Below are 21919 nucleotides of genomic sequence, written 5' to 3' on the forward strand. Positions count from 1 at the left end.
GCTTCCGGTTATAATAGTATTAACTGATAATCACGGAAAAAACAATTATCCGGATCAGGATGCGCTTTAAAAAACAGGCCAGATATACTCCCTAACGTAAGTTTCTGCTGTAAAGAATTAACCAATTCTTTACAGCAGAAACACGTACAATCGGAAATAGTCAAATAATTTAAATTATTTGACTATAATTCTCCGCATATTATGGTATACTGTTCAGATAATGAGCACAAAAGAAACCGCAACGAGACTGATTGCCGGACTTTCTTCCGTAATACAGGGAAAGACGGAACAGCTGGAACTTTTCACCGCTTCATACCTTTCTTCAGGCCACATATTGCTGGAAGACGCTCCCGGACTCGGAAAAACAACCCTTGCAAAAACACTTTCCCATCTGATAGGCACAGGCTCGGAAACCGGGATTGTTCCCGCCAGCTTCAAGCGTATCCAGTTTACGCCTGATCTGCTGCCCTATGACATAACGGGAGTGGATATTTTCAATCCCAGAGATAACCGTTTTGATTTTGTGCCCGGACCGGTATTCTGTGATATTCTGCTCGCGGATGAAATAAACAGAACAACCCCAAGGTCCAGTCCGCCCTCCTTGAAGTAATGGGTGAAAAACAGGTTTCTTCCGGAGGCGTTACCAGACCGGTTTCCTCCCTTTTTTTTGTGGTGGCAACCCAGAACCCCATAGAACATGAAGGAACCTACCCTTTGCCCGCGGCGCAGCTTGACCGCTTTATGATGAGGCTTTCCATCGGTTATCCTGATGAAGATTCCGAACGGACTATCCTTCACAGTGATCCGGCAGAATCCATTCTTCCGGAAATCAAACCGGTAATAACAACAGAACATATTACAGCGTCCCGAGAAGAGCAGAAAGACGTTTTCTGCCATCCCGCGCTGGAAAAGGCCATGGTTTCCATTGTAAGAAAAACAAGGGAACATCCCGCCTTCAGGCTGGGGGTTTCGCCGCGCGGCCTTCTTCATTTTCTTCACGCGGGCAGAACGCTCGCGCTTATGCGGGGCCGCAACTGGATAGAAGATTCGGAAGTATATGATTTAACTGTTCCTGTCCTGTGCCACCGGATTATACCGAAGGACAGCAGAACAGATACAGCTTCAGTACTTTCCGATATTGCCGCGAGTATAATGAAAAAAGCCGAAAAAATACGGACTGGTCGAAAGGTATCGCCGCGGATGAAAGCAGATGATCGTAAAAAGAAAATCCCAGGATGCGGAAAACCTGTTTCCGGGGCCGGTATAGCATATATATGCGCGGGGCTTTTTCTTTCCTTTTTCGGAATTCTCCGGGGAGAGCTGGCGGCCGCTGCCTGCGGGTTCGCCCTTTTAATATATGCCCTGTTTGCCTTTCTTTCCGTATTAATAACCTTTCTGAATTGGCGGAAAACAGAATTCAATCTCGAATGGATCTCCGGAGAGAATGTCGTTCTTTCAATAACCCCTGATTCCGGGAAAGCAAAAACCGGAATATTTTTTCTGGCAGGAATAATCTATTCAGTACGTTATACCACCTCTCCCAAAACTGATTATTCAAGGACCTGGTTATTGGGTATTCCCGTACAGAGGCGGTCAACCGATTACTCCATTAAATTGCCGGAGCGGGGAATATACAAAGCGGAATCAGTCTTTGTTCGGGTGAGTGATTTTTCCGGTTTTTTTTCTTTTTACTTTATGCAGCCGGACAGGTATTATCCGGAACAGCTTTCCGTACCTCCCATCCCGGAAAACCCGGGAAAAACAAGGCTTCCCCCGGGAATCAGCGGGGCCACTACCGGCAAAAGCACCTTAAAAGAATCCGAAGAGCTGTATGAAATACGGCCTTATTTTCCCGGCGACGATCCGAGAAAAATAAACTGGAAAGTCTTTGCGCATATCGGGGATATATCCATACGGAAAGGCGAGCTACTTCCCCCGCCCTCGTCCGAATATTTTTTTCTCTTGTATTCACCCGAACATAAAAAAATCATATCTCCCGGAAAAAACACTGCCTTTTTCAGCCGTAATTATGACCTGCTGATCAGACGGGCGCTTTATATTGCCCTTGCCCTGTCCGGGCAGAATAAAATTGTCTCGGTAATAACAGAAAAAACTCCGGCGCGGCCGGAAAGCGTTTCTGTCGCACCCGATGACCCGTTCGCCGACCGGAAAATTTCCGAAGCATTCGCCGCGCCCTCTTTCCGGGGAAACAATATGGATCTTCAGAAAATACCGGGACTGCTGCCGGAAAATGCCGGGCTGCTTATTTTCTTTATGCCCTGCGCGGACAAAAATTACAACAACGCGGTCCTGAAAGATTTTGCCGCGCTACCGGAAAAAAAAGTCCATCTGTTTATCGGTCCGTCCGCGGCAATGCCTGAAGAGGAAACCTCTGCGGAAAAAATCAGAAAAATATTTTATCTTTCCGGAAGCGAAGATAAAACGGAAAAAAAATACCGGCTGACCGGCAGTCATGAAATTGACAGAATACTTGCGGAATCCGGCAAAGGAAGTATGCATGCTGAAAAAATCTGAGTTTATTATACGGCTTGCTTCCTTCTTCCTCCTGTTCTGTATTCCGGGGCTGTATCTCAGACAGATACTGCCCCTGTTTTTCCTCCCGTGCGCTTCCGTACTGACCATTTTTCTTGCGGCCCGTCTTGAAAAAACCAGGATACGGACTCCGTTTATTTTGCTGCTGTCGGCACTGCTATTAAGTGTCCTGTACGGACTGTTTTTGCTGCTTTGTACGGTTCTGAAAGTTTCATTTCTGAACAGGATTTTTCTGTACTTTGGTGTCAGTTTTACGATTATTCTTATTACGGTCCTTGTCTCGGTTCTTTTTACTTTCCTGTGGCTCCGTTCCGGCAAATGGAAAGTAATTGAACCGCTCATTATGATACTGATACTTGCCGCTCTTTTCTGGAGCCAGAACAATTTTTCCCTGACCCTCTTCAACCATCCGGTCTACGCTTCGCTTTTCCTTTTTGTTTTTATACTTATTCAGATTGTTCTGCTTCTTCTGGCGTCCGGAAACCGAAAATCCCTGATATCGGCGCTGCTTTTTTTACCGCTGCTTTTTTTCAGCGTTTTCTTTATACTGCGGACATACAATACCCTCTCCATATCAAATAACGGAGGACTGCTGCAGCCGACACTTTTCCAGTTTGATTTTTCACCCTATTTGACCCTGCAGCCTGAAATAAAACAGACAGATTCCTTGGTTCTGATTGTAAAAACAGCCCAGGAAAATACGTATTCATTTTTGCGCAGACTGTATCTCTCCGGCTGGAGTGAAAAAAAAGGCTTTTATGAATTACAGGCTCCAGGCGAATTCGCGCCGCTGAAAAAAGTTCCGCGTCTTCCGGAAAAAATACCATATACGGAATTCAGTCTGCGGTATCCGGCGGAGCAGGAATATTTCATAGTAAATTTTGACCCCTCTTCATTTATCGCGATGGATTACCCGGTGGAAGTGGTTCCCTACAAGTTATGGAATTCCTCCGCGTTTAACGGAGCGTATAGTGTCACAAGCCACACAATAGGATTTATGCCTTTTGAATTATCCGACAGCGCCATTCCTTCCGGAAAGGAAGAAGAGGGAATGACAGCTGAAGACATTGAACTGTATACGCTTATTGATGATCAGACCAGAACTCTGGTACAGCCCATTGCGGAATCCGTAACGTCTGACATCCACGGATATTATGACAAAATTCTGGCCCTGCTTTTTTATCTGCGCGACGGCGATTTCCGTTATTCATTAAAACCGGGAATAGCCCCTGACGGAAACCAGCTGAAATATTTTCTGACCGGACCAAAAAAAGGATACTGTACTTATTTCGCGTTTTCCATGTGCCTGATGCTCAGGAGCCTCGGCATACCGTCCAGAGTCGCGGCCGGTTTTTTTGTTCAGCCGGATTCAGGAACACTCGATTATTATCCCGTGCGCGCTAATATGGCCCATGCGTGGGTCGAAGTTTTTTTTCCGCGTTACGGATGGATATCCTTTGATCCTACAACACAGCAGGTAGCGGAAGGCGAAGATATTCTTTTTGATATGAATCCGGGCGGGGATGAATTTATTTCACTCCTGAACGAGATAATCGCGAACCGAGGCAGACTGACCATAAATGATGAGGACTTTCAGCAGGAACAGGAACCGGGAATCAGCCAGTTCCTGTCCGGCCTGTGGAGGACGGCAAAAAAACCGTTTGCGGTAATCGGAGGTGTTCTTCTTCTGTGTCTCTGTCTCTGGCTCCTTTTCCGCGACCGCCTCGCGATATATTTTTCCCGCAATCCGAGAAAAATCATTCTGTGCATTTCAAAAACAGTATATGCAAAACTGAAACGGCGCGCAAAACCGGAACAGGCCGCGGTCTCAAAAAAAGCGCTTGTCCAGACGGCGGGAGACGATGATATTTCGGAACTGTTCAGGCTTGAGCAAAAAGCAAAATTCGCGCCCGATGTTTCAATGCAGGACGCGGAAGAAGCAAAACAGCTCTTCAGGAAAATAAAAAACAGATACCGGAACACAAAAACAAAAAGCGGCATACTGTTTTTGTGCATCTTTCTTGGCGCGTCCTTTTATGTTTGTCCGCAGGACTATGATGATATCACGCAGGAACCCGCAGCCGCGCCGGAAGCCGGAAGCCCGGAATACTATCTGGAAGAATCCAGGATCGCGGCGGGAGCTGAAAACTGGGACCGGGCGCTTTCGTTTTTAACTGAAGCCGGAAAAAAATATCCCGAAAACCCCGCTATTCCTTTCAGCCTGGGAGGAATTTATTACCAGCAAAATCTGTACCTGCTGGCATATACCGAATTTCAGAACGCCGAAAAACTGGGCTATACTGATCCTGAAATTTTTTCCCTTCTTTCCGAAACAGCGGGTTATTTAAACAGGGATGAAGACGCCTATTATTATATAAATAAATATCTGGAAATATATCCGCACGATCTATATTCCTGGTCTAACTACGGATGGCTGTGCTACAAAACAAACCGCATTGACGAAGGCATACAGGCCCTGCACCGGACCATTGACTTGTACGGACCTGACGGAAACCTGTACATGGGTCTGGGAAACCTGTATACCGCGGCCTTCAATTATCCGGAAGCAAAAAAATATTATTCTCTGGCGATCCATATCGCGACTGAACGGTACCAGAAATATCTTTTGGCAATTTATTATTATAACCGTTCCATACTTGAAGAGATTTTTTATAATTTTGAAGACGCGTATCAGGATACCATTAACTCCCTGGAGGCAATGCCCAGATCATCAGGCTACCTTATGCAGGGAGAGCTGGAAATGAGAAAACTGGCCTTCCCGAACGCGGTCGCCCAGTACCTGAAAGCGTATAACATAGACTCGTCGCCGCTCGCAACCATGGCGCTCGCGGAAACGCTCATACAGGCAGGCTATATCAATGAAGCCGCCGAGTATCTGTCCGCCGCGGAAAAGAGAAAGGACCTGGCCTGGCTCGCAAATTACGGGACCACCATGGAACAGTACAACGCGGACCTTCATAAAATGAAAAGAAGCCTTTACTCGCTGCGGCTGAATCTGGAAAAAAGAAAAACCTGTAAATCCCTTTCCTCGGCTTTCACACGCTTATGGAACATAACGAAATATACCGTAATGAAATGGTACCATGACGCGAACGTCAGAATTATTTCAAAAAATGTCGCCCGTTATTATGAAACAAGCGAAAAAAAACACAATGTTATTACTGAACAGGGAATAATGATTAACGTGTTTTATTATTCCGCGTTTGATAAATGGTGGAGCATAGCCGCGCCGTATTTGAACCGGGCGCAGACAATTGAAACAGCGCATATTCCGGCCGCGGAACCAGTGTATTATTACGAACAGGGAAAACAGAAAAAAGACACGGGCCTGCTTGATACCGCAATCCGGACCCTGGACCCTGAATGGGAAAAAAATTATATTGCGCGCGCGCTTGCCGAGCGGATTAAAATTACGGGAAAAAAGCAAAGGCCGGCGCTTGGGGAATATTACAGGAATCTGTACCTGCTGCATCCGGCGGCCTTTATAATATATGATCTTGATCTCCCGGTCAGCATTGAGACGGAACAGTCTTCCCGCTTCAGGAAGGAAGAAAAACAGCTGGTCAATCTTCTCCGTTCCTCAGGGTTTACCGGGAACGCGCAAACCGGCTTAAGCCTTTCCATTGAAATACATGAAGATACTATCCGGCTTTCCCTGATTGACAGCATACAGAATAAAACCATTCACGAAGACCGGCTGTTACGCCCCGCCGGAAGCAAGGCGGACCTCAGCGGATTTGTTAACCGATTTACAGCGGCCGTTTTCAGGTCACCCCTTGGTCTATAAATAGGGGGATAAGGGGGAACGCCTCGTGCGGCAGGAACTCTGCGCTGCCCGCTCGGATTACCGCTTCCCTGTCGCGGCACCCCCTCGCTCCTATGATTATTGTCAAGCGATTTTTGACTCCCATCCCTCATAATGTATGTGATAATAACGAAACTTCCGTTTGAGTTGTTCCGTTGATATATCTGCATAGAATTCTTTCCGCCGTACCAATATCCACATAAGGGTAACCATCCTTCGCGCAATCGCAACAGCACTTTTCGTCTTTCCCATCCGTTCATTAAGCGCGAAAAATTTTGCTTGTAATCGGCCGCCGCCTTCTTTACATCGTACTAATGACCATACCGATTGTAATATCACCCTTCGTAAGGCCCGGCATCCTTCTTTAGTAATATTGCCATACCGATTCGTTTCTCCCGAACAATCTATTCGGGGCACCAGTCCTACATAATTGGCTATTTCACTTGCTTTTGAAAACCGACTCCCATCCCCCACATAGGCAAGAAATGCTGCCGCTACACCAATTCCTACCCCAGGAATCGACATCACATACGGCGCCAATTCATGGCCTTTTACGTTATTTTCTATGATTCTCTCTAACTCTTTTAATTGCTCTTCGGTCGTTTTTAATTCTTTTTCTAATAGTTCCGCAAATATCACCAGTATTTCCGGTCATCCTTCCTTTTGTTTCATTCTTCCTTCGGGTGTATGTAAATGACTCTTTTTTATGGTCGTTATTCCTGCTTGGACATATACTACATGTAACCGATTAAGGACACTGGTCCGCAGTTTGGTCAAATAACTTTTCATTGATACGTATTTCCGCAGCATTTCCTCTTCTTCACTTGGCATTACTACTATCGGTAATTCTTCTTTCGGATATCTTTGAATAAATGAAGCTATTTTACGTGCGTCTTCCTTGTCTGTTTTTCGTGTCGAGCGCCATATCATTTGTAACTTCCCTGGGTTTAGAATATATACCGTACACCCAACAGCTTGTTCTATATATCTCCCCAGTACAAATGCATACGCACAGGCTTCCATTCCCACAATATCTGTTTGTTTCAAGATGTTTGCCAATTGGCTCCTTCCGGTTTCGTCAGTCTTTACCCCGCTTTTACTCAGCTCTGTTTTTCCGCAGTCATTAAGAATACATACTTCCATTGTTCGTTTGGCTAAATCTAAACCAACATACCGTTTTGCCTCTTCTTTCATACTTTTCTCCCATTCTTATAAAATAAGGGATGGAAGTCTTCCCTGCTTTTTCGGGGTACACCGAGCTCCTATTCGCGATAATAGCCATAAAAACTATTTCGCATTCGTTTATTCGGCGGCCGGTATTGTTTCTCTCCGAACCGAGGTCTTTCTTTTCAGAATGTTCCCTCTCCGCGAGGGGCCAACCGGTCCCGGCTTCCAATTCCCGTCGGATTCAGATTACCCTTTCCTTCAATAATCATAAAGTCTTCGAATCTTGAGTAATGCTTTTGCATTACTCAAGGATTCTACGCTACCCCCTCGTCCGAAGGTAACCCTTCGGACGGCTTACACTCTAATTATAGAGCTTCTATATATGCATTTTCACTAATCCCTTGCATTATGATACGACGGATTAAATGATATTCTATCATAGAAAAATCTTTACTGTCTTCACCAGTACTGTATGAAATCGTTCTTCGTTTTTCTCTGTCAGTTTACCCTGCCGGTTTGTTCGGTTCAGGCGTACATCTATTTATATATTGAAATTTCATAGTCTACCTTAGCTTTTTTTAAAATTTGTAAAAAATCAGAACTATGAAATAAAAAAAGCCCAAAGTCTTGTGACAAAATATCTTCTTTGTCAATTGCAATATCAATAATTACTTCATATTTATTTATTCGTAACTCTTTAATTATTTCATCAAACGTATTTAAAAAAAAGCTTATTTCTTTTACCTGTTCATCCCACAAATATGACTCTGATATTTCACAAGCAAACCCGTCCTGCGCTTTCCTTACCCCCTAAAAATATTTTCTTTCTTTTTATTCATTTCCATTCCTATTTTGTTAATAAAATTAATAGAAATATCATTTTTAATAGCCTTAAATATAGAATACATGAACTTCTCCTAATCACCAAAAAATTGTTTCCATTCCTGATATGCTTCCCATATTTGCTTAGGATTCAAATCAGGATTATGTCTATTATGCGTTGGATTCTTTTGACCTGGTTTATACTCACGATGAAAATAGTCCCTAAATTTCTTATTCTGTTGAAGCTCTCGTTTTGCTTCATTTATTTCACGCTTCGTAGGCTCTTTATCTTGATTGTTTTGATCTGGATCAGGAGGCTGCGCTGTACCCCCAGCTGCGGCACCCGCACTTGTAGCGGTACCAGCAGAATCACTTGAACTTTCCCCTTCTTGATTATTATTTGCAGAGTTTTCAAGCATTTGGTTATAAACATCTTCAGGAACCGGGTAAAAGGAAGTCAAACCTATAATCGCAGCTCCAATTAATGAAAACCAGCCAATAGCTGTTCCTAACGCCGCGATTATCCCTTCAGCGGCAGCACCGAGGACAGCAACCGCTCCAGTTCCCATTGTTTCAAGAAGCATTGATTCAGAGCTTCTCCCATCAGGATCCAGGTACCTCACCGGGTTATTTCCCGCATAGTGGTACAGATGCAGGTTCACCGTGTTGAAGATGCCTCCCAGCCCAGGCAGGTTCCCGTTCCGCTTTCTGGCCTCATCATTCACCGGCGCGCCCGGTATGTACTCGCCCAATGCCGGGTCAGTGCTCAGCCACCGGCTCGTCTTCGGGTCAAGGTACCTCGCACCATAGTAATATAACCCGGTCTCCTCGTCCTTCTCCTTCCCCGTAAACCTATACGGGATATCTATATTGCTCGCAGTACTCGCCTTCTCTATCCACAATTCCCCATACGGCGTGTATTCTATTCTTTCGTACTCCTCACCCTCAGCGTTCGTGATTAACTGCGCGCTCCCCAGATGGTCACTATGATACCAGTACTGCTTGACACGCTCCTCTCCCGAAAAGCTCCCGTCAGACCTCCCTATCTTGGTTACGAGGCGGCTCTCGCCCACATATATGTGCTTGCTGTTCTGCCCGGCCGCGTTGCTCACCTGTCCGTCATACCGCCACGTCCACAGTTTGTTGAAGTACAGCGTCTCGCTCTCAGTCGACCCGCTTCCTCCCACACTGTACTTCCCGCTCCGTTCCCCGTCAGCCCCATACGTGTACACCACAGTATACCGGCTGTCCCGGCTCTTTTTATTGTAAAGGGGGGAACGCCTCGTGCGGCAGTCTTTCTGCGTTGCCCGCTCGGATTACCGCTTCCCTGTCGCGGCTCCCCCTCGCTCCAGCCTCCTGACTTTGGCTAATAGCCAAAGTCAGGGGTCTTACGCTACCCCCTCGTCCGGGTACTTAGCTTTTCGGATGCCTTATACTCTAATGTTATACTATAATAATAGAGTATACGATGCTCTACTCATTTCCTTTCTCACGTCTCTAACAGAAAAGCTGTATCTGAAGATTTCCTCCCTCTTACAGCTTTTCCTGTCATCATTCCTCGTCTTTTGGTTTACCCGTCCTCAGAATGTTTGACACCCTGACTTTCGATAAGGGAATATTCATCCATAGTTATTATGTCCATCAAATAATTACATGATATGATCAAATAATGTTTTATAAGATCTTCATCAAGTAGATTTAATGGCTGACTTGTGATTTTTTTTATCATAGATGAATTGCTTATCTGGTAGAGAGTATTCAATTCAATATTCTTCTCTTTTAGATAAGTCATTAAATTCTCTACACGATCATAATCACATTCTTCTTCAATTTTATGGTAACTAAGTACCCCCATTCCAAATGATATTATTAATTCTGCATTTTTATTCTCAAGGTATACCATTAGATTTTCATCATCAATGATCTTAGTTATTTCAAATTTCCCTTGAGGAAAAGCAGAAACAATTGATATTTGATCTGCATCTTTGTTTTTCATGTTATTCATTATATCTAATCTTTATCCTATTCTTCCCATCTTGAATTTCCAATGTAGGACGTCCATCAGAACTTTTATCTCGAACATTAACTTTTCTACCATCAGGTAATTCTCCTGTACGTCCACCATCATTAATATTTTGAACATTCTGAGGATTTAATGAATCAAAATCTTCATTGGCTCCTTCTGCACCGCCTGGCTTTTCATATTGTTTTGTACGCCCTTTAGTTTTTTCCCCAGGGGTTGCGCCCTCAAGAACTCCATTAACGGGATCTTCTCTTGGCTTATCTTCCGGTCCCGCATCAGCACTGGGAGCATCTGCCTCAGCATTATTTGAGGCCAAATATATTCCTAAATCAATTAATGCAGCAATAAGGATCGCACCAGCCCAACCGATCCATTTTTGCGGCACTAGATCAGTAGGCTCTGGAGTAGATAAATCAACAGTCAAACCAGCCATTACTGCTTCTATTGCCACTTTTCCATCTGGATCCGTATACTTTACAGGGTTATTCCCTGCATAGTGATACAGATGCAGCTTCACCGTGTTATACACACCCCCCAGCCCAGGCAGGTTCTGGTTTCTCTTTTTGGCCTCCTCGTTTATGGGCGCGCCCGGTATGTACTCGTCCAGCGCCGGGTCCGTGCTCAGCCACCGGCTCGTCTTCGGGTCGCTGTTTTTTTACTTGCATGCTCTAGGCTCATTCTTAACTTTTAATTTTCTGACACTACGGAGTTTTCAATAGAGTATATATTATATTTTTCTTTATTACTTATTTTTTTATACAAATTGAACTCATAGCTAGTATTAACCATATTTATATTTGTATATCTACTATTAAGAGAACTATAGAAATCTTCTTCATCTCTAAAATATGTAACAGTTCCAGAAAGGAGATCACAGCAAAAAAAAGCATAAAGTGATTTTCCAATCAAATATGGCACGTTATCATTTTTATATATGCCTACTGAAATTATCGCATCGATAAATGGTGTAGCATAATCAGTTTTGTATTTTTTAAGATATTCTTTATCTTGAAGACCCCATAGGCCAGTAGTAATCAAATTGTTTTTTCCAAAAAAACTTTTATCACGTTTTTCAAAAACTATTTTTGAAGTATGCTCTTTTGGAAAATCAACTATCTCTAATCCTGTAAATGGGTCGGAAAAAAGAATTTTAGTATATTTTTCTTTTTCGGATTTTATTATTATAGCGTCACTATAAAGATAAAGTTCTGTTATTTCCAGTCTGGAATATAAAAGCATATCTTCAAAAGATTGTACAGTTTTTAACCTTGGGTAATGGTCATTTTCTTCATATACCAAATAAAAACCATAAGGCAAAAATGGAAGCTCAATATAATAATCTGAAGAAATATAAAACCTATCCATAAACAAGTCATTTTGTAAAAAATATCTCCCTTTTGAAAGTTTAAGTATTTCTCCATTAAGTAAATCTTCCATAAAAAAATGCTTTTGACACCCTATTAGAAAAAAACATGAACCTAAAAGTATTATTATCTTTTTTATCAATTATTATTCTCCTCTGCTTTTGGCATTACTACTTCAATTTTAAGCTCATATGTGATTTTTACTTCATACTCAGGAAGCTCCGCATCCCTTCCTATTTTTGTTAATTTTTCTGCAAAAAAACTACGAGTACCTTTTTTATCCTCATTAAAATCAAAATGATCAGTAACAGTAACTGTCACAGTAGCTATATTTGTTTTTTCATCATAGTTATCCAATGACCAAGAAAATTCACAAGAATTTATAGCTAAAGTAAGATCCATATCAGACCATTTCGTTCTACCGCCTGAACCTGACATAATACCATCCGATAAACGGCTTTTTATTGTTCTATATGCATAATTATCTGTATCATTGCTCATTTTTTGAGCAACTATTGATCCTTTCCCCTGAACATACGGAGTATTAACATTCTGAAGTGCTCTAGCATACATTTGACGTGATACTGGTATATTAAGAGACGTGTTACTGACAACATTTTTTTGTATCCAGTCACGTGCCTTTGTCCTTTTATCTTCCGAATTCCGTCCCGTCGGATCCGTATACTTTACAGGGTTATTCCCTGCGTAGTGATACAAATGCAGGTTCACCGTGTTATACACACCGCCCAGCCCAGGCAGGTTCCCGTTCCGTTTTCTGGCCTCCTCGTTTACCGGCGCGCCCGGTATGTACTCGCCCAACGCAGGGTCCGTGCTCAGCCACCGGCTCGTCTTCGGGTCAAGGTACCTCGCGCCATAATAATATAACCCCGTCTCTTCGTCCTTCTCCTTCCCCGTAAACCTATACGGGATATCTATATTGCTCGCAGTACTCGCCTTCTCTATCCACAATTCCCCATACGGCGTGTACTCTATCCTCTCGTATTCCTCGCCCTCAGCGTTCGTGATTAACTGCGCGCTCCCCAGATGGTCGCTGTGGTACCAGTACTGTTTGACACGCTCCTCTCCCGTAAAGCTCCCGTCAGCCCGCCCTATCTTGGTTACCAGCCGGCTCTCTCCCACATATATGTGCTTGCTGTTCTGACCGGCCGCATTGCTCACCTGTCCGTCATACCGCCACGTCCACAGTTTATTGAAGTACAGCGTCTCGCTTTCAGTCGACCCGCTTCCTCCCACACTGTACTTCCCGCTCCGCTCTCCGTCAGCTCCATACGTGTACACCACAGTATACCGGCTGTCCCGGCTCCGCTTCAACAGGTTCCGCTCGTTCCATGTATACTCCCGCTTCCACGGACTCTGCGCGCCTCCGGTACCGGTTCCTCCGCCGGGGTCTTCGCTCATTCCCCACCCGTGGTCGGTCACATAGACCTCGTTCCCGAGTCCCGTCACCGTGTAGTTCCGGTTCACCGGATCTCCGGCGGTGAACGGCCCGTCCTGCTCGGCCGTCAGGTTCCCGCTCGCGTCATACCGGTAATACCTCCCCCCGATACGGCCCACCCGGTGCACAAAACCGGTCTCATACTCATAGTCAAGACTATAGTTTAGGTCGTCTCCCAGCATCCGCCCGTCGCTCTGGCTCGAGGAACTCACCTTCTCCATCATATTCCCGAGTCCGCCCTCGTCAAAGCGGTAACTCTGGCTGTAGGCCGCCTGGTATTCATTAGCCCCGGACGCCCGGCTTTCTCCCGTCACTCCCGTCAGCTGGTACAGGCTGTCGTAGGTATAGTCCTGCTTCGTCATATAGGTCCCGGCGTTGTTTTCATACCCGGAGACATTTCCCACCCGGTCAAAGCTATAGCTCATGTTCTGGAGCACAGTCCCGGCCTTCCCGGTCTCTATTCCGCTCAGCCACCGCCGGTTCTCGTCATATTCATAGGTAGTCTCAACCCCGTTCCCCAGCCTCAGATACACCCGCTGGCCCCATTCGTCATACCCTATCTTGTCAACGTACGTGAACGTCTCGCCCTGCTTCTCGCCCGTCACACGTTCCACTTCGCCGCCGTAGTTGTACTCGTATTTCACCACTTCCCCGTCAGGGTACGTGATCTCTTCCATGCGTCCCAGATAGTCGCTCCGGTACCGCATCTCGGCCGTCTTCACCGTGCCCGTGCGGTCATGGCTCCGCCTTCCCAGCGTCCGCGTCTCAACCGTCACTTCGCCCAGGCTTCCGTACTCATACTCGATGCTTCCGCTCTCGTCCTCCACCCTGATAACCCGGCCCGCCCGGTTCTCACCCGCCGCTTCAGGGCCTCCATAGGTGTAGTATACGTCCTCGCTTTCGGGGTAGTCGATCCTCACCATCCGGCCGAAGGCGTCATACTCATACAGCACATGCCTTCCCTTTTCCCGGAGCACACTGGTCGTCACCTTCCACAGCTGGCCCTTTTCGTTGTATTCGCTTTCCTCACGTCCCGAGTCAATACTTTCAATGACGGTCCGCCGGCCCAGAAGGTCATATTCGACCGTCACCGGGTTTCCTTCCGCGTCCCGGGCCTCGAGGAGTTCTCCCAGAGCATTGTAGAGGTACGTCGCCTTTGTGAGGAGCTTTGTCTTGTCTCCTTCCCACCGTTCCACCCGAAGGATGTTATCCCGGCCGTCAAGGTACTGTACGGAGGTGTTACCCAGCGGGTCGACCGATTCCGTGTACGAACGGTTCACTCCGTCAAGAGAACGTACTCCGTAGCGGGTTTCACTCACGCTTCCATCAGGGAGGGTTACCTTCACCGGCCGGTCAAGCCCGTCATAGTCTGTCTCCGTGGGGAGCTTCAGGATAAGGGGTTTCTCAAGCAGCGCGGGTATCCCGGCTGTCCCTTCATTCCCCGCCTCAAACCAGGTCTGGCCTTCTTTGACTGTCCGGCCCCGTCCGTCGTATTCTATCGCACCCGAGACATTCCATCCGCGCAGGCCGCTTTTTGTCCCCGGGTCATACACTTCCCCTGCCTTCGCCGTCCGCCTGACCCGCCCGACTCCGTCAAGTTCCGCTACCGTGAGCATGACCTGGTCGTCGCCGCCGTCCGTCGTTATCTTGTTCGAGGTAACCGCGTACCACCGCGCACCCGTCGGCGTGTGATATTCATAGGAGACCGCGGGGACCGCTCCCGTGTCATAGGCGGTCCGCACTTCAATGAGCCGCCCGCGCCCGTCATATTTGTACCGTATCGTGTTTCCGTTCGGGTCCGTTTCCATTTCCTTGAGTCCGCGTGAGGTGTCCCAGGCTATCCTGCTCACGTATGACTCGCCGCCGCCGGTCTGGGTGATTTCCTCAAGGTACTGGTTATACACATTATCATACACATAGCCGATGTATACGCCCGCGCTGTCGGTCAGGCCGCTCATGTTCCCGTACCCGTCATAGGTGAACTTATGTGTGAGGTGTTTCCCCTCGGCCCAGAACTGCCGGAGTGTTTCAAGGGAACCGTATTCGTTATAGTCGCCCTCCCTGACGCGGATGATCCGCCCGTCGGCGTCAGTGATTTCTATCCGGGACGGGTGGCTGTGGAGATACTTCGAGTCATCATGCCAGTAGCGGATACGCGCCTCAAGATCGTCCGATGTGTCCTCTGTATCGCCGTCATCGTACAGCCATTCCACATTGCCGTAGCTGTTATAGGCGTAGCGCTGTCTTGTTTCAATAGAGGCTCCAGTTTCAGTTTTATCATAGACGAGGGCAGTGGTTTTGGTTACCCGTGCGTAGGGGGCGAGGTCAACTATTTGTGTCTGGCTTTGTATCAGCACGCCGTTTTCATTGTAGCTGTTCCTGACTTTTTCCATGCCTTTCGAGTAATACGCGTCATTGTAATACCGGACTTCCGTGCGGCTTTGATCATCATCGCTGTCTTCCGCGCCGTACCGGGTCGTGACCGTTCCGAAGCCGTAGAATTCCTTGACAAGCCGGTCATAGTAGCCGTCCTTATATGTAAAGCGGCGGATGTATTCCCGCCCGCTGTTTATGCTTGAATCCTCAAGACCGTCACGGAGCGTTACCCGGCTTAACACCTGCCTGCTTTGCGGCATGTCGGTCGTATTACCGGCGGCCGTATACGCGAGTTCATAGCTCCCGCCCTGCGGCAGCGTGATTTTCTTCAGGAGCCCGGCCTGGGCCCCAGATTCAGTTTTACATACGTGCCGATACTGGGGATGCGCAGGACCTGGTCCACATACCCGTCCCCGTTGATGTCCAGCATCTTCACTGTCACGTTTGTTGTACCGGTACTCCCGTTCACACCCGCGTTGGCGTTCGCGCTGATATTAATTGATATTACCCAGACTTTTATCGAGACTGTCCCTCCGGAGTTCACACCTCCGTTTATACCGATTGTTGTTGTCGCCGAATAGTCCATTTCATTGGCGTGAGCTTCGAGAAAGTCTCCCAGGGCCGCGGTAAACGACTGGACATTGCGGCCATACTGGCCCCCGATGACCGGCATACTCATCAGGCTCCCCTGGTCAAGCACGACGTCGCTCGCACTTCCAATAGAGGACGGAAGGACACTCTTCCAGGTTGGCATGGCAATCCTTTTTTCCTCCGTAAAGCCTGCTCCCGTGTTATACCGCACCTTCAGGGTATTTCCTTCTCCCTTCTCTACCCGGTCAGGCAGCCCGTCCCCGTTGATATCAAGGAACATGCTCGTATTGAAGCTCTTCGAACTGCTCGTGTTTACTCCCACGCTCACGCCTGCGGTGACGGCCGCCGTTGTGGTCGACCGTCCATCTCCTATCCCTATGCCAAAATTACTTCCTTCCGTTTTTACCGTACTCTCACTTATCAGGGACGGCAGCCCGCTTATTGTATAGGAGGTGTACCCGTCTCCGGTCCCAAGCCTTGCTGTCCCGTTTATTATATAATCGCTTATTCCGTCTCCGTTGATGTCCAGCATCCCTGTTTTCTGGCTGTTTGATCCCTCGGCAGAGGTTGTCCCTCCGCTCAGCCCGGGGTTTCCCGGTACGCTCAGCCCCGTTATTTTTCCGCTCTTTTCATCACGCGTCGGAATTATGCTCGGACCCGCGCTGAACCCGACTCCGCTTGTTGTTATGTCATTCTCCGTCAGGCTTAATACGCTTCCGCCCCCGCTCAGAATGTGTGCCTCTCCATACGTAACTTTTTCTTTTATTATTCCGTTTTCAAGTCCGTCTTCACTCCGGCTCCCGTATCTCACTTTCATGCGGCCGCCTTCAATATACACCAGGTCCGCTATCCCGTCCCCGTTGAGGTCCTGAAAATTCCGCACCATGCTTCCTTCCCCGACATTTGTACCCGTATTTGCGTTCACCACTACCGCGCTGAATGTTGCTCCCTTGTCTTTACTCTCATTTGTACTCTTCCTCAGATACCCTATCCCAATGACTTCTTCTATGCCCTTCACCGCAGGCAGGCTGTAATAAGCCAGCCCTCCCACACGGTTCGTATGAATATAGTCGCCCTTTATAAACGGGAAGTACGTTGTTATTTCCGTTTCGATCTTCCGTTCTCCATTTTCCCAGCTCACAATCTGTTCGCTCTCTATCGATACCTCCCCCAGCAAGGCCCCCGTTATTTCCTGTCTGCTTTCCCCTTCTAATTCTCCCATTTTTCCGTCATAGTCTTCATTTATATCCTCATATTTCTGCGGCAGGGTATACACCAGGCTGAACGATGCTGCCTCTTTTTCTTCCGCTTCTTCTTCAGCCTCTTTCCCCTTCGCTTCCATGTACGCGTTCCGCTCTTCTTCATTCATGTCATTTTTTTTCATTTCTTCTGCATACAATTCCCCCGCCTCAAGCTGCTTCATCAGGGCGCCTTCACTGAACGCGTTTACATCTTCATCTCCGGCCCACATCCCGTAATACCAATTCTTAACGCCTCCATACAACAGGTCGTCGCTGTTGATGGTGAGTGTCCGGCTTCCTGTCTGTAACCGCTTCGGCTCTGCTTCATTTTCTCTGCTGTAATCTGATCCGCTGTCCCACTCAAGTTTCGCCGCTGATTCTTTCTGTATCACCGATAGTCCGTCGCTTCCCAGCGCGGGATAGCTATACCGTCCGCCTGTCACGCTGTATACACATTCGCTGTCATAACGGATCGTTTTACTTACGTGCAGGTATTTTTTTAGCTTATACGTTTCTAATATCTTTTTAAGATACGCTTCATACTCATTTCCGGCTTCCTTGTACGCTTCTTTCAGTTCATACCAGCCGTCTTTCTCTTCATAACACGGAAACGCTATCGTGAAAAAATACTCCCGCTCGATCCGGCCAAGCAGTTCATTCGCTTCTTCCTTCGCTTCTTCACTCAAATCACTGTTAATCAGGTATGCCGCTTCTTCATAACTGAAATATTCATTAAAAAAGGTGTCCTTTTCTGCCTCGGTAATCTGCCCTCCTTCCCCAGGCAGATACGCGCTGAATATGCTCTCAGCTGCTGTCTCGCTGACTTCCGCCCAGTATGGCGTCTCTATGACACAGGGAAACAGCGGGTTCTCTCCTGCCATCTTCACCAGAATCTGATTCGCGGCAGAATTCTGTTCAGGAGTGAGTGTCTTCCTTTTATATGTCGCCGCCTCATAGTCAAAATTCACACCCGTAAAATCTGCCCGCTCCGCCTCACTTATAAGTCCCTGCGCTTCATATTCGTCAAACAGGGCTTTCATTTCTCTTGCGCTTCGCTTTGTCCAGTAACTGTTTTCTATCCGGTACACGCTCCGCGCAGGGGTAAACAGCGGGGCAAACAGTTCATCCCTCCACAGCTCTTCCATCTCTTTTTTTTCTATCTTCTCCGCCTGCCCGGCATATCCGCTGAACCGCCATGTGATTTCTCCTTCTTTTCTCCCCTCTTTCCTCTGCGTGACCTTTACTTCAACAAATTCATCCTCTTCAGTCACTTCCACAGGATATCCGCTCGTGGTCTCTCCTATGTAATGTATCCCGTTGTCTACATACACGGCCTGTCCCTCATGGCTTCCCAGCGCTATGTACGATCCGCGCTCATACACACTCCCTTCGCTGCCGCGGCTCCGCTCTCCGTTTAGGATACCAGCGCCGCTGACCGCATATATAAGTTCGCCGCCCTCTTCGCTCGCGGAGAACCCTTCTTCTTTTACGCCTTTTACAATCGATTCTTTCTGGGTGCTGCTCAGCGCGGCTCTGATCTGGTCTACCTCACTCTTCACACTCTGCCGGTTTGCCGCACGATATTCCTTCCGCACCGCGTCATATATATAATAGCTGCTGAACGATGCCTCGTTCTCGTACCGTATTACCCCGGAATAGTACAGCACCTCAAAGGTACTCTTCGCTATCACCTTCGGGATGTAATATCCTTTGCCGTACAGCCACTTCCGCACCGCGCGTATCCGCGGCCGCCCCGTTTCTTTCAGCAGCCCCTCCGCCGCACTCCAGCCCCGCAGCTTATACACAGGGCTGTCCGCTATACCGGTATCAGGATCACGGCTGTAGTAGATATACAGTTCATCAAGACCGGCCTGGACCGTTTCATCAGTTCCATTATACTCACTTACTTCCAGCCGCTCCGGCGGCGCATACTGTATCAGTTCTTCAGTCCCACGGAACGGCCGTATCAGAGTGTAGGCGATCCCTATGTTCCATTCTATGTCATTTCCCTTTATATCGCGCTTATCGTCTTCAGGACCTTTCACATCGTGGATGTAATACAGCCGCCCGTTTGCGTTCACGCTGACCCTGTCGCTTCGTCCCGCGCTTTCCGCTCCGCGCACCCGTATACTGACTCCGGGGGTACCCGCGGAGTCCGCGTACATCCCGGCTGTTACTTCGCCCGTTCCGCTGTTCTTTACGCTCTGGCTGACTTCTACCGCTCCGCTGTACGGAGCCTTCCACGCGCGGAACGGCCGCTGGATGTAATATACGCCATGATATGTTTCCTTCGCTTTCTCATCGCTTGTGTCTTCACTCGTATTTCCGCCCGCAGCTATCCCTATCCGCCGTTTTTCAAACTTGATCTCATTGCCGCGGCTGACATTCTTGTAATAATACGCCGCATTGCTTACCGCTATGTCCACAAGTCCGTCACCGTCCATGTCCATCAGGCTGCTCGTTAACCGGCTTGTCCCTTCCTGGTTTGACCAGCTCGGCCCCCGCCAAGATTCACTGCTGCCAGTGGACCGCCCGCTCCGGCGTATACATTCCCCCATGCGATGTGCTGCTTCCCTTTTCCTTCTCTATATCTATACTGCTGTCAAGCCCGCCCGTTATTTCTATTACTCTCTTTGCTTCCTCAAACCCGTTTCCCGTATTTAGCCGCGCGTACAATGCGTTCCCTTCCTGCCACACCGTGTCTATCAGGCCGTCTCCGTTTATGTCAGCCATCGTATACTGGCTGTACGTCGTACTGCTGGTATTCGAATACTGGTACCCGCCCGTCACCCGTAAATCATAGATTCCATCAGGACCGCCGATCCCTACCCCGGCTCCCGCTGAAAACTGCGACCCGCTCTGTTCATTACTCGTCACCCACAGCGGACTGTTTCCATAAAACTCCGGATCAGCAAAATATTTAAGCGCGCCGTTTTTGTCCCGCTCTATCTCGTTATACTCAAACCCGTACCGCCACCATTCAACGCTATCCCGGTCAAAGCCGACCAGCGCTGTCACATACTGTTCTTCAGCAACCCCGCCTTTATACTCAAATCCGTAACTCCGCAGCTCATTCCCGTCAGCTCCCGTTACCACTATCCGTTCAAGCAGACACCCCAGCTCCTGCGTATACCCGCCGCGCATATCCACCCGTTTGTCAGGACGCCCGGTCCCATACTCAAACCGCACCACGTACGGGCCTTTGTCAGTTCCCTTCCCCGTGTACCATATCGCCAACGGATATACATAGCCTCCATCTTTTATATACTCATATACTATCGTGTTCCCGTATACGTCCTCTTCCTTCTCAAGGTACCAGATGTTCTTTTCCGTAGAGCCCTTCCCGCCCCAGCTCTCATCTCCCTTCCCGTATGTCTTCTTACTCCCGTCACGCTCCGTTACTTCCCAGTAATTCTCACTCTCCGTTTTTATATGCACTATCCGGCTGAATGACTGTTCCCGAAGCCGTTCATACTCCGTCTCTCCGACCCGGGTCAATCGGACCTTCAGCCTCACTCCGTCAAGCGTATAGCTGTCACTCCCGTCATACCGCGCCGCCCCATACCTCGTGTCTATCTCTATCCGGCTCCCGTACTGTACGTCAAATCCCTTCCCCGTTATCCCAATTCCCCCGCCGCTCGAATACTGTATAGCCACCGCGGGCCGCATTCCACGCCGACCCCCGGGCAGGTCAAGCTTCAGCGAAAATCCCGCGCTCCCGTCGCTCGTACCCTCCAGCCCTTCCAGCTTCGCGACCCCAACAGACGCGTTCGCCGCCTCAAGCCCCTTGATACTGTTCAGGTTCACATCTATCGGTCCCGCGCTCTCAGGTAAGCTCAAGGTCCCGTTTATCATGTCAGTAAAATGTGTTGTCACGCTTTCTATGACACCTCGTTCTTTGTCATATCCTTTTTTCTCGAGAACGATCCACCGTTCTTCCTTTACGTCATAATAGTAACTGCGGACATCGTCAAGACTGCCTTCCTTTCCGTTCAGCTTCACGTCATACGGCAGCTCTATCGTTACTTCTTTCAGAAACTGGGTGCCGGCCGGTTCAAACCGGTACCCGCCGCCCCCGGAAGTCACATTGATCATGCTTTCACCGGTGTCCGCCGTTTCCCGCAGTTTTGTTATCCGGATTACGGTGTCTTCCTCAAGGGCCCCGGCGGGTATCACTATCCGGGCGCCGCTGAGGCTGACGGTCCCGCCCGCTTCAGCGCGGATGGCTTCTCCATGGCTCTGTTCGGCTATGGCGGGAGCGGACGGCGAGACCGCCGGCTCGGCTCCGTACAGAATGACCGGATTCAGGGTCCCCAGATATATGATTCCCATTAATGACGCGAAAAACCGGTGCCTTGTCATAGGTTTCACCTTTTTTATGTGCCAGTTCGTCTCTTCATATTGAGGAAACAATACTGGCGCCATCTTTTATTTTTGGAACTTTAATTGCAATATGGAAAAGGCGGATAGGCTTGCATGTATTCTGAAGTAATAAACATA

Annotated in this window: 11 protein-coding genes and 2 pseudogenes; 3 read left to right on the top strand and 10 right to left on the bottom strand. The window is 48.0% G+C overall.

All coding sequences use genetic code 11. From position 1 onward, the window contains the following. Positions 1-220 precede the first annotated feature (220 nt). From K7I13_RS15890 to K7I13_RS08525, 3 genes and pseudogenes are all read left to right on the top strand, one after another. Positions 221-687 (top strand): annotated as a pseudogene (locus tag K7I13_RS15890) (AAA family ATPase); the annotation flags it as partial. A gap of 228 nt (positions 688-915) precedes the next feature. After that, a complete protein-coding gene (locus K7I13_RS15660) occupies positions 916-2535 on the top strand; it encodes a hypothetical protein (protein ID WP_439647487.1) in 1620 nt (539 codons plus the stop codon). Beyond that, positions 2519-6361 carry a transglutaminase domain-containing protein gene (locus K7I13_RS08525; RefSeq protein ID WP_255944849.1) on the top strand — a complete coding sequence of 1281 codons (3843 nt, stop codon included), beginning with the start codon at positions 2519-2521 and terminating at the stop codon, positions 6359-6361. The genes K7I13_RS15660 and K7I13_RS08525 overlap by 17 nt, the downstream gene beginning before the upstream one ends. A 102-nt stretch (positions 6362-6463) precedes the next feature. On the opposite strand, the gene K7I13_RS08530 is transcribed toward K7I13_RS08525, so the two are convergent. From K7I13_RS08530 to K7I13_RS08575, 10 genes and pseudogenes are all read right to left on the bottom strand, one after another. Then, positions 6464-7018, bottom strand: coding sequence for a transposase (locus K7I13_RS08530; protein ID WP_255944850.1), 555 nt, complete (start codon positions 7016-7018; stop codon positions 6464-6466). A 12-nt stretch (positions 7019-7030) separates the two neighbouring features. Beyond that, positions 7031-7573 (bottom strand): IS110 family transposase, encoded by a 543-nt coding sequence (locus tag K7I13_RS08535; RefSeq protein WP_255944851.1) that lies wholly within the window; start codon positions 7571-7573, stop codon positions 7031-7033. Positions 7574-8083: 510 nt separating this feature from the next. Beyond that, on the bottom strand, positions 8084-8305 hold the full coding sequence (locus K7I13_RS08540; RefSeq protein ID WP_255944852.1) for a hypothetical protein: 222 nt from the start codon (positions 8303-8305) through the stop codon (positions 8084-8086). A 158-nt stretch (positions 8306-8463) separates the two neighbouring features. Next, positions 8464-9603 (bottom strand): RHS repeat domain-containing protein, encoded by a 1140-nt coding sequence (locus K7I13_RS08545; protein WP_255944853.1) that lies wholly within the window; start codon positions 9601-9603, stop codon positions 8464-8466. 335 nt (positions 9604-9938) lie between these two features. After that, a complete protein-coding gene (locus K7I13_RS08550; RefSeq protein WP_255944854.1) occupies positions 9939-10373 on the bottom strand; it encodes a hypothetical protein in 435 nt (144 codons plus the stop codon). Positions 10374-10841: 468 nt separating this feature from the next. Next, positions 10842-11037, bottom strand: a pseudogene (locus tag K7I13_RS15895) (RHS repeat-associated core domain-containing protein); the annotation flags it as partial. Between the two features lie 41 nt (positions 11038-11078). Further along, positions 11079-11828: a hypothetical protein gene (locus K7I13_RS08560; RefSeq protein ID WP_255944856.1), complete on the bottom strand. Its 750-nt coding sequence runs from the start codon at positions 11826-11828 to the stop codon at positions 11079-11081. 65 nt (positions 11829-11893) lie between these two features. Further along, a complete protein-coding gene (locus tag K7I13_RS08565) occupies positions 11894-15919 on the bottom strand; it encodes an RHS repeat-associated core domain-containing protein (RefSeq protein WP_369413741.1) in 4026 nt (1341 codons plus the stop codon). Further along, the gene (locus tag K7I13_RS08570; RefSeq protein WP_255944857.1) at positions 15916-19977 is read right to left on the bottom strand and encodes an autotransporter outer membrane beta-barrel domain-containing protein; all 4062 of its coding nucleotides are present in this window, start codon (positions 19975-19977) and stop codon (positions 15916-15918) included. The genes K7I13_RS08565 and K7I13_RS08570 overlap by 4 nt, the downstream gene beginning before the upstream one ends. Further along, positions 19931-21781 (bottom strand): SpvB/TcaC N-terminal domain-containing protein, encoded by a 1851-nt coding sequence (locus tag K7I13_RS08575; RefSeq protein ID WP_255944858.1) that lies wholly within the window; start codon positions 21779-21781, stop codon positions 19931-19933. Before K7I13_RS08575 ends, K7I13_RS08570 begins: the two co-directional genes overlap by 47 nt. Between the last annotated feature and the right edge of the window lie 138 nt (positions 21782-21919).

The organism is Brucepastera parasyntrophica (assembly GCF_022376835.1).
Taxonomy (GTDB): Bacteria; Spirochaetota; Spirochaetia; order Treponematales; family Treponemataceae; genus Brucepastera; species Brucepastera parasyntrophica.

Excerpts from the sequence above, each read along its gene's own strand:
- K7I13_RS08525 (WP_255944849.1), top strand. The coding sequence starts at position 2,519 with ATGCTGAAAAAATCTGAGTTTATTATACGGCTTGCTTCCTTCTTCCTC.
- K7I13_RS08575 (WP_255944858.1), bottom strand. The coding sequence starts at position 21,781 with ATGACAAGGCACCGGTTTTTCGCGTCATTAATGGGAATCATATATCTG.
- K7I13_RS15660 (WP_439647487.1), top strand. The coding sequence starts at position 916 with ATGGTTTCCATTGTAAGAAAAACAAGGGAACATCCCGCCTTCAGGCTG.
- K7I13_RS08535 (WP_255944851.1), bottom strand. The coding sequence starts at position 7,573 with ATGAAAGAAGAGGCAAAACGGTATGTTGGTTTAGATTTAGCCAAACGA.
- K7I13_RS08570 (WP_255944857.1), bottom strand. The coding sequence starts at position 19,977 with ATGGGGGAATGTATACGCCGGAGCGGGCGGTCCACTGGCAGCAGTGAA.
- K7I13_RS08550 (WP_255944854.1), bottom strand. The coding sequence starts at position 10,373 with ATGAATAACATGAAAAACAAAGATGCAGATCAAATATCAATTGTTTCT.
- K7I13_RS08560 (WP_255944856.1), bottom strand. The coding sequence starts at position 11,828 with ATGGAAGATTTACTTAATGGAGAAATACTTAAACTTTCAAAAGGGAGA.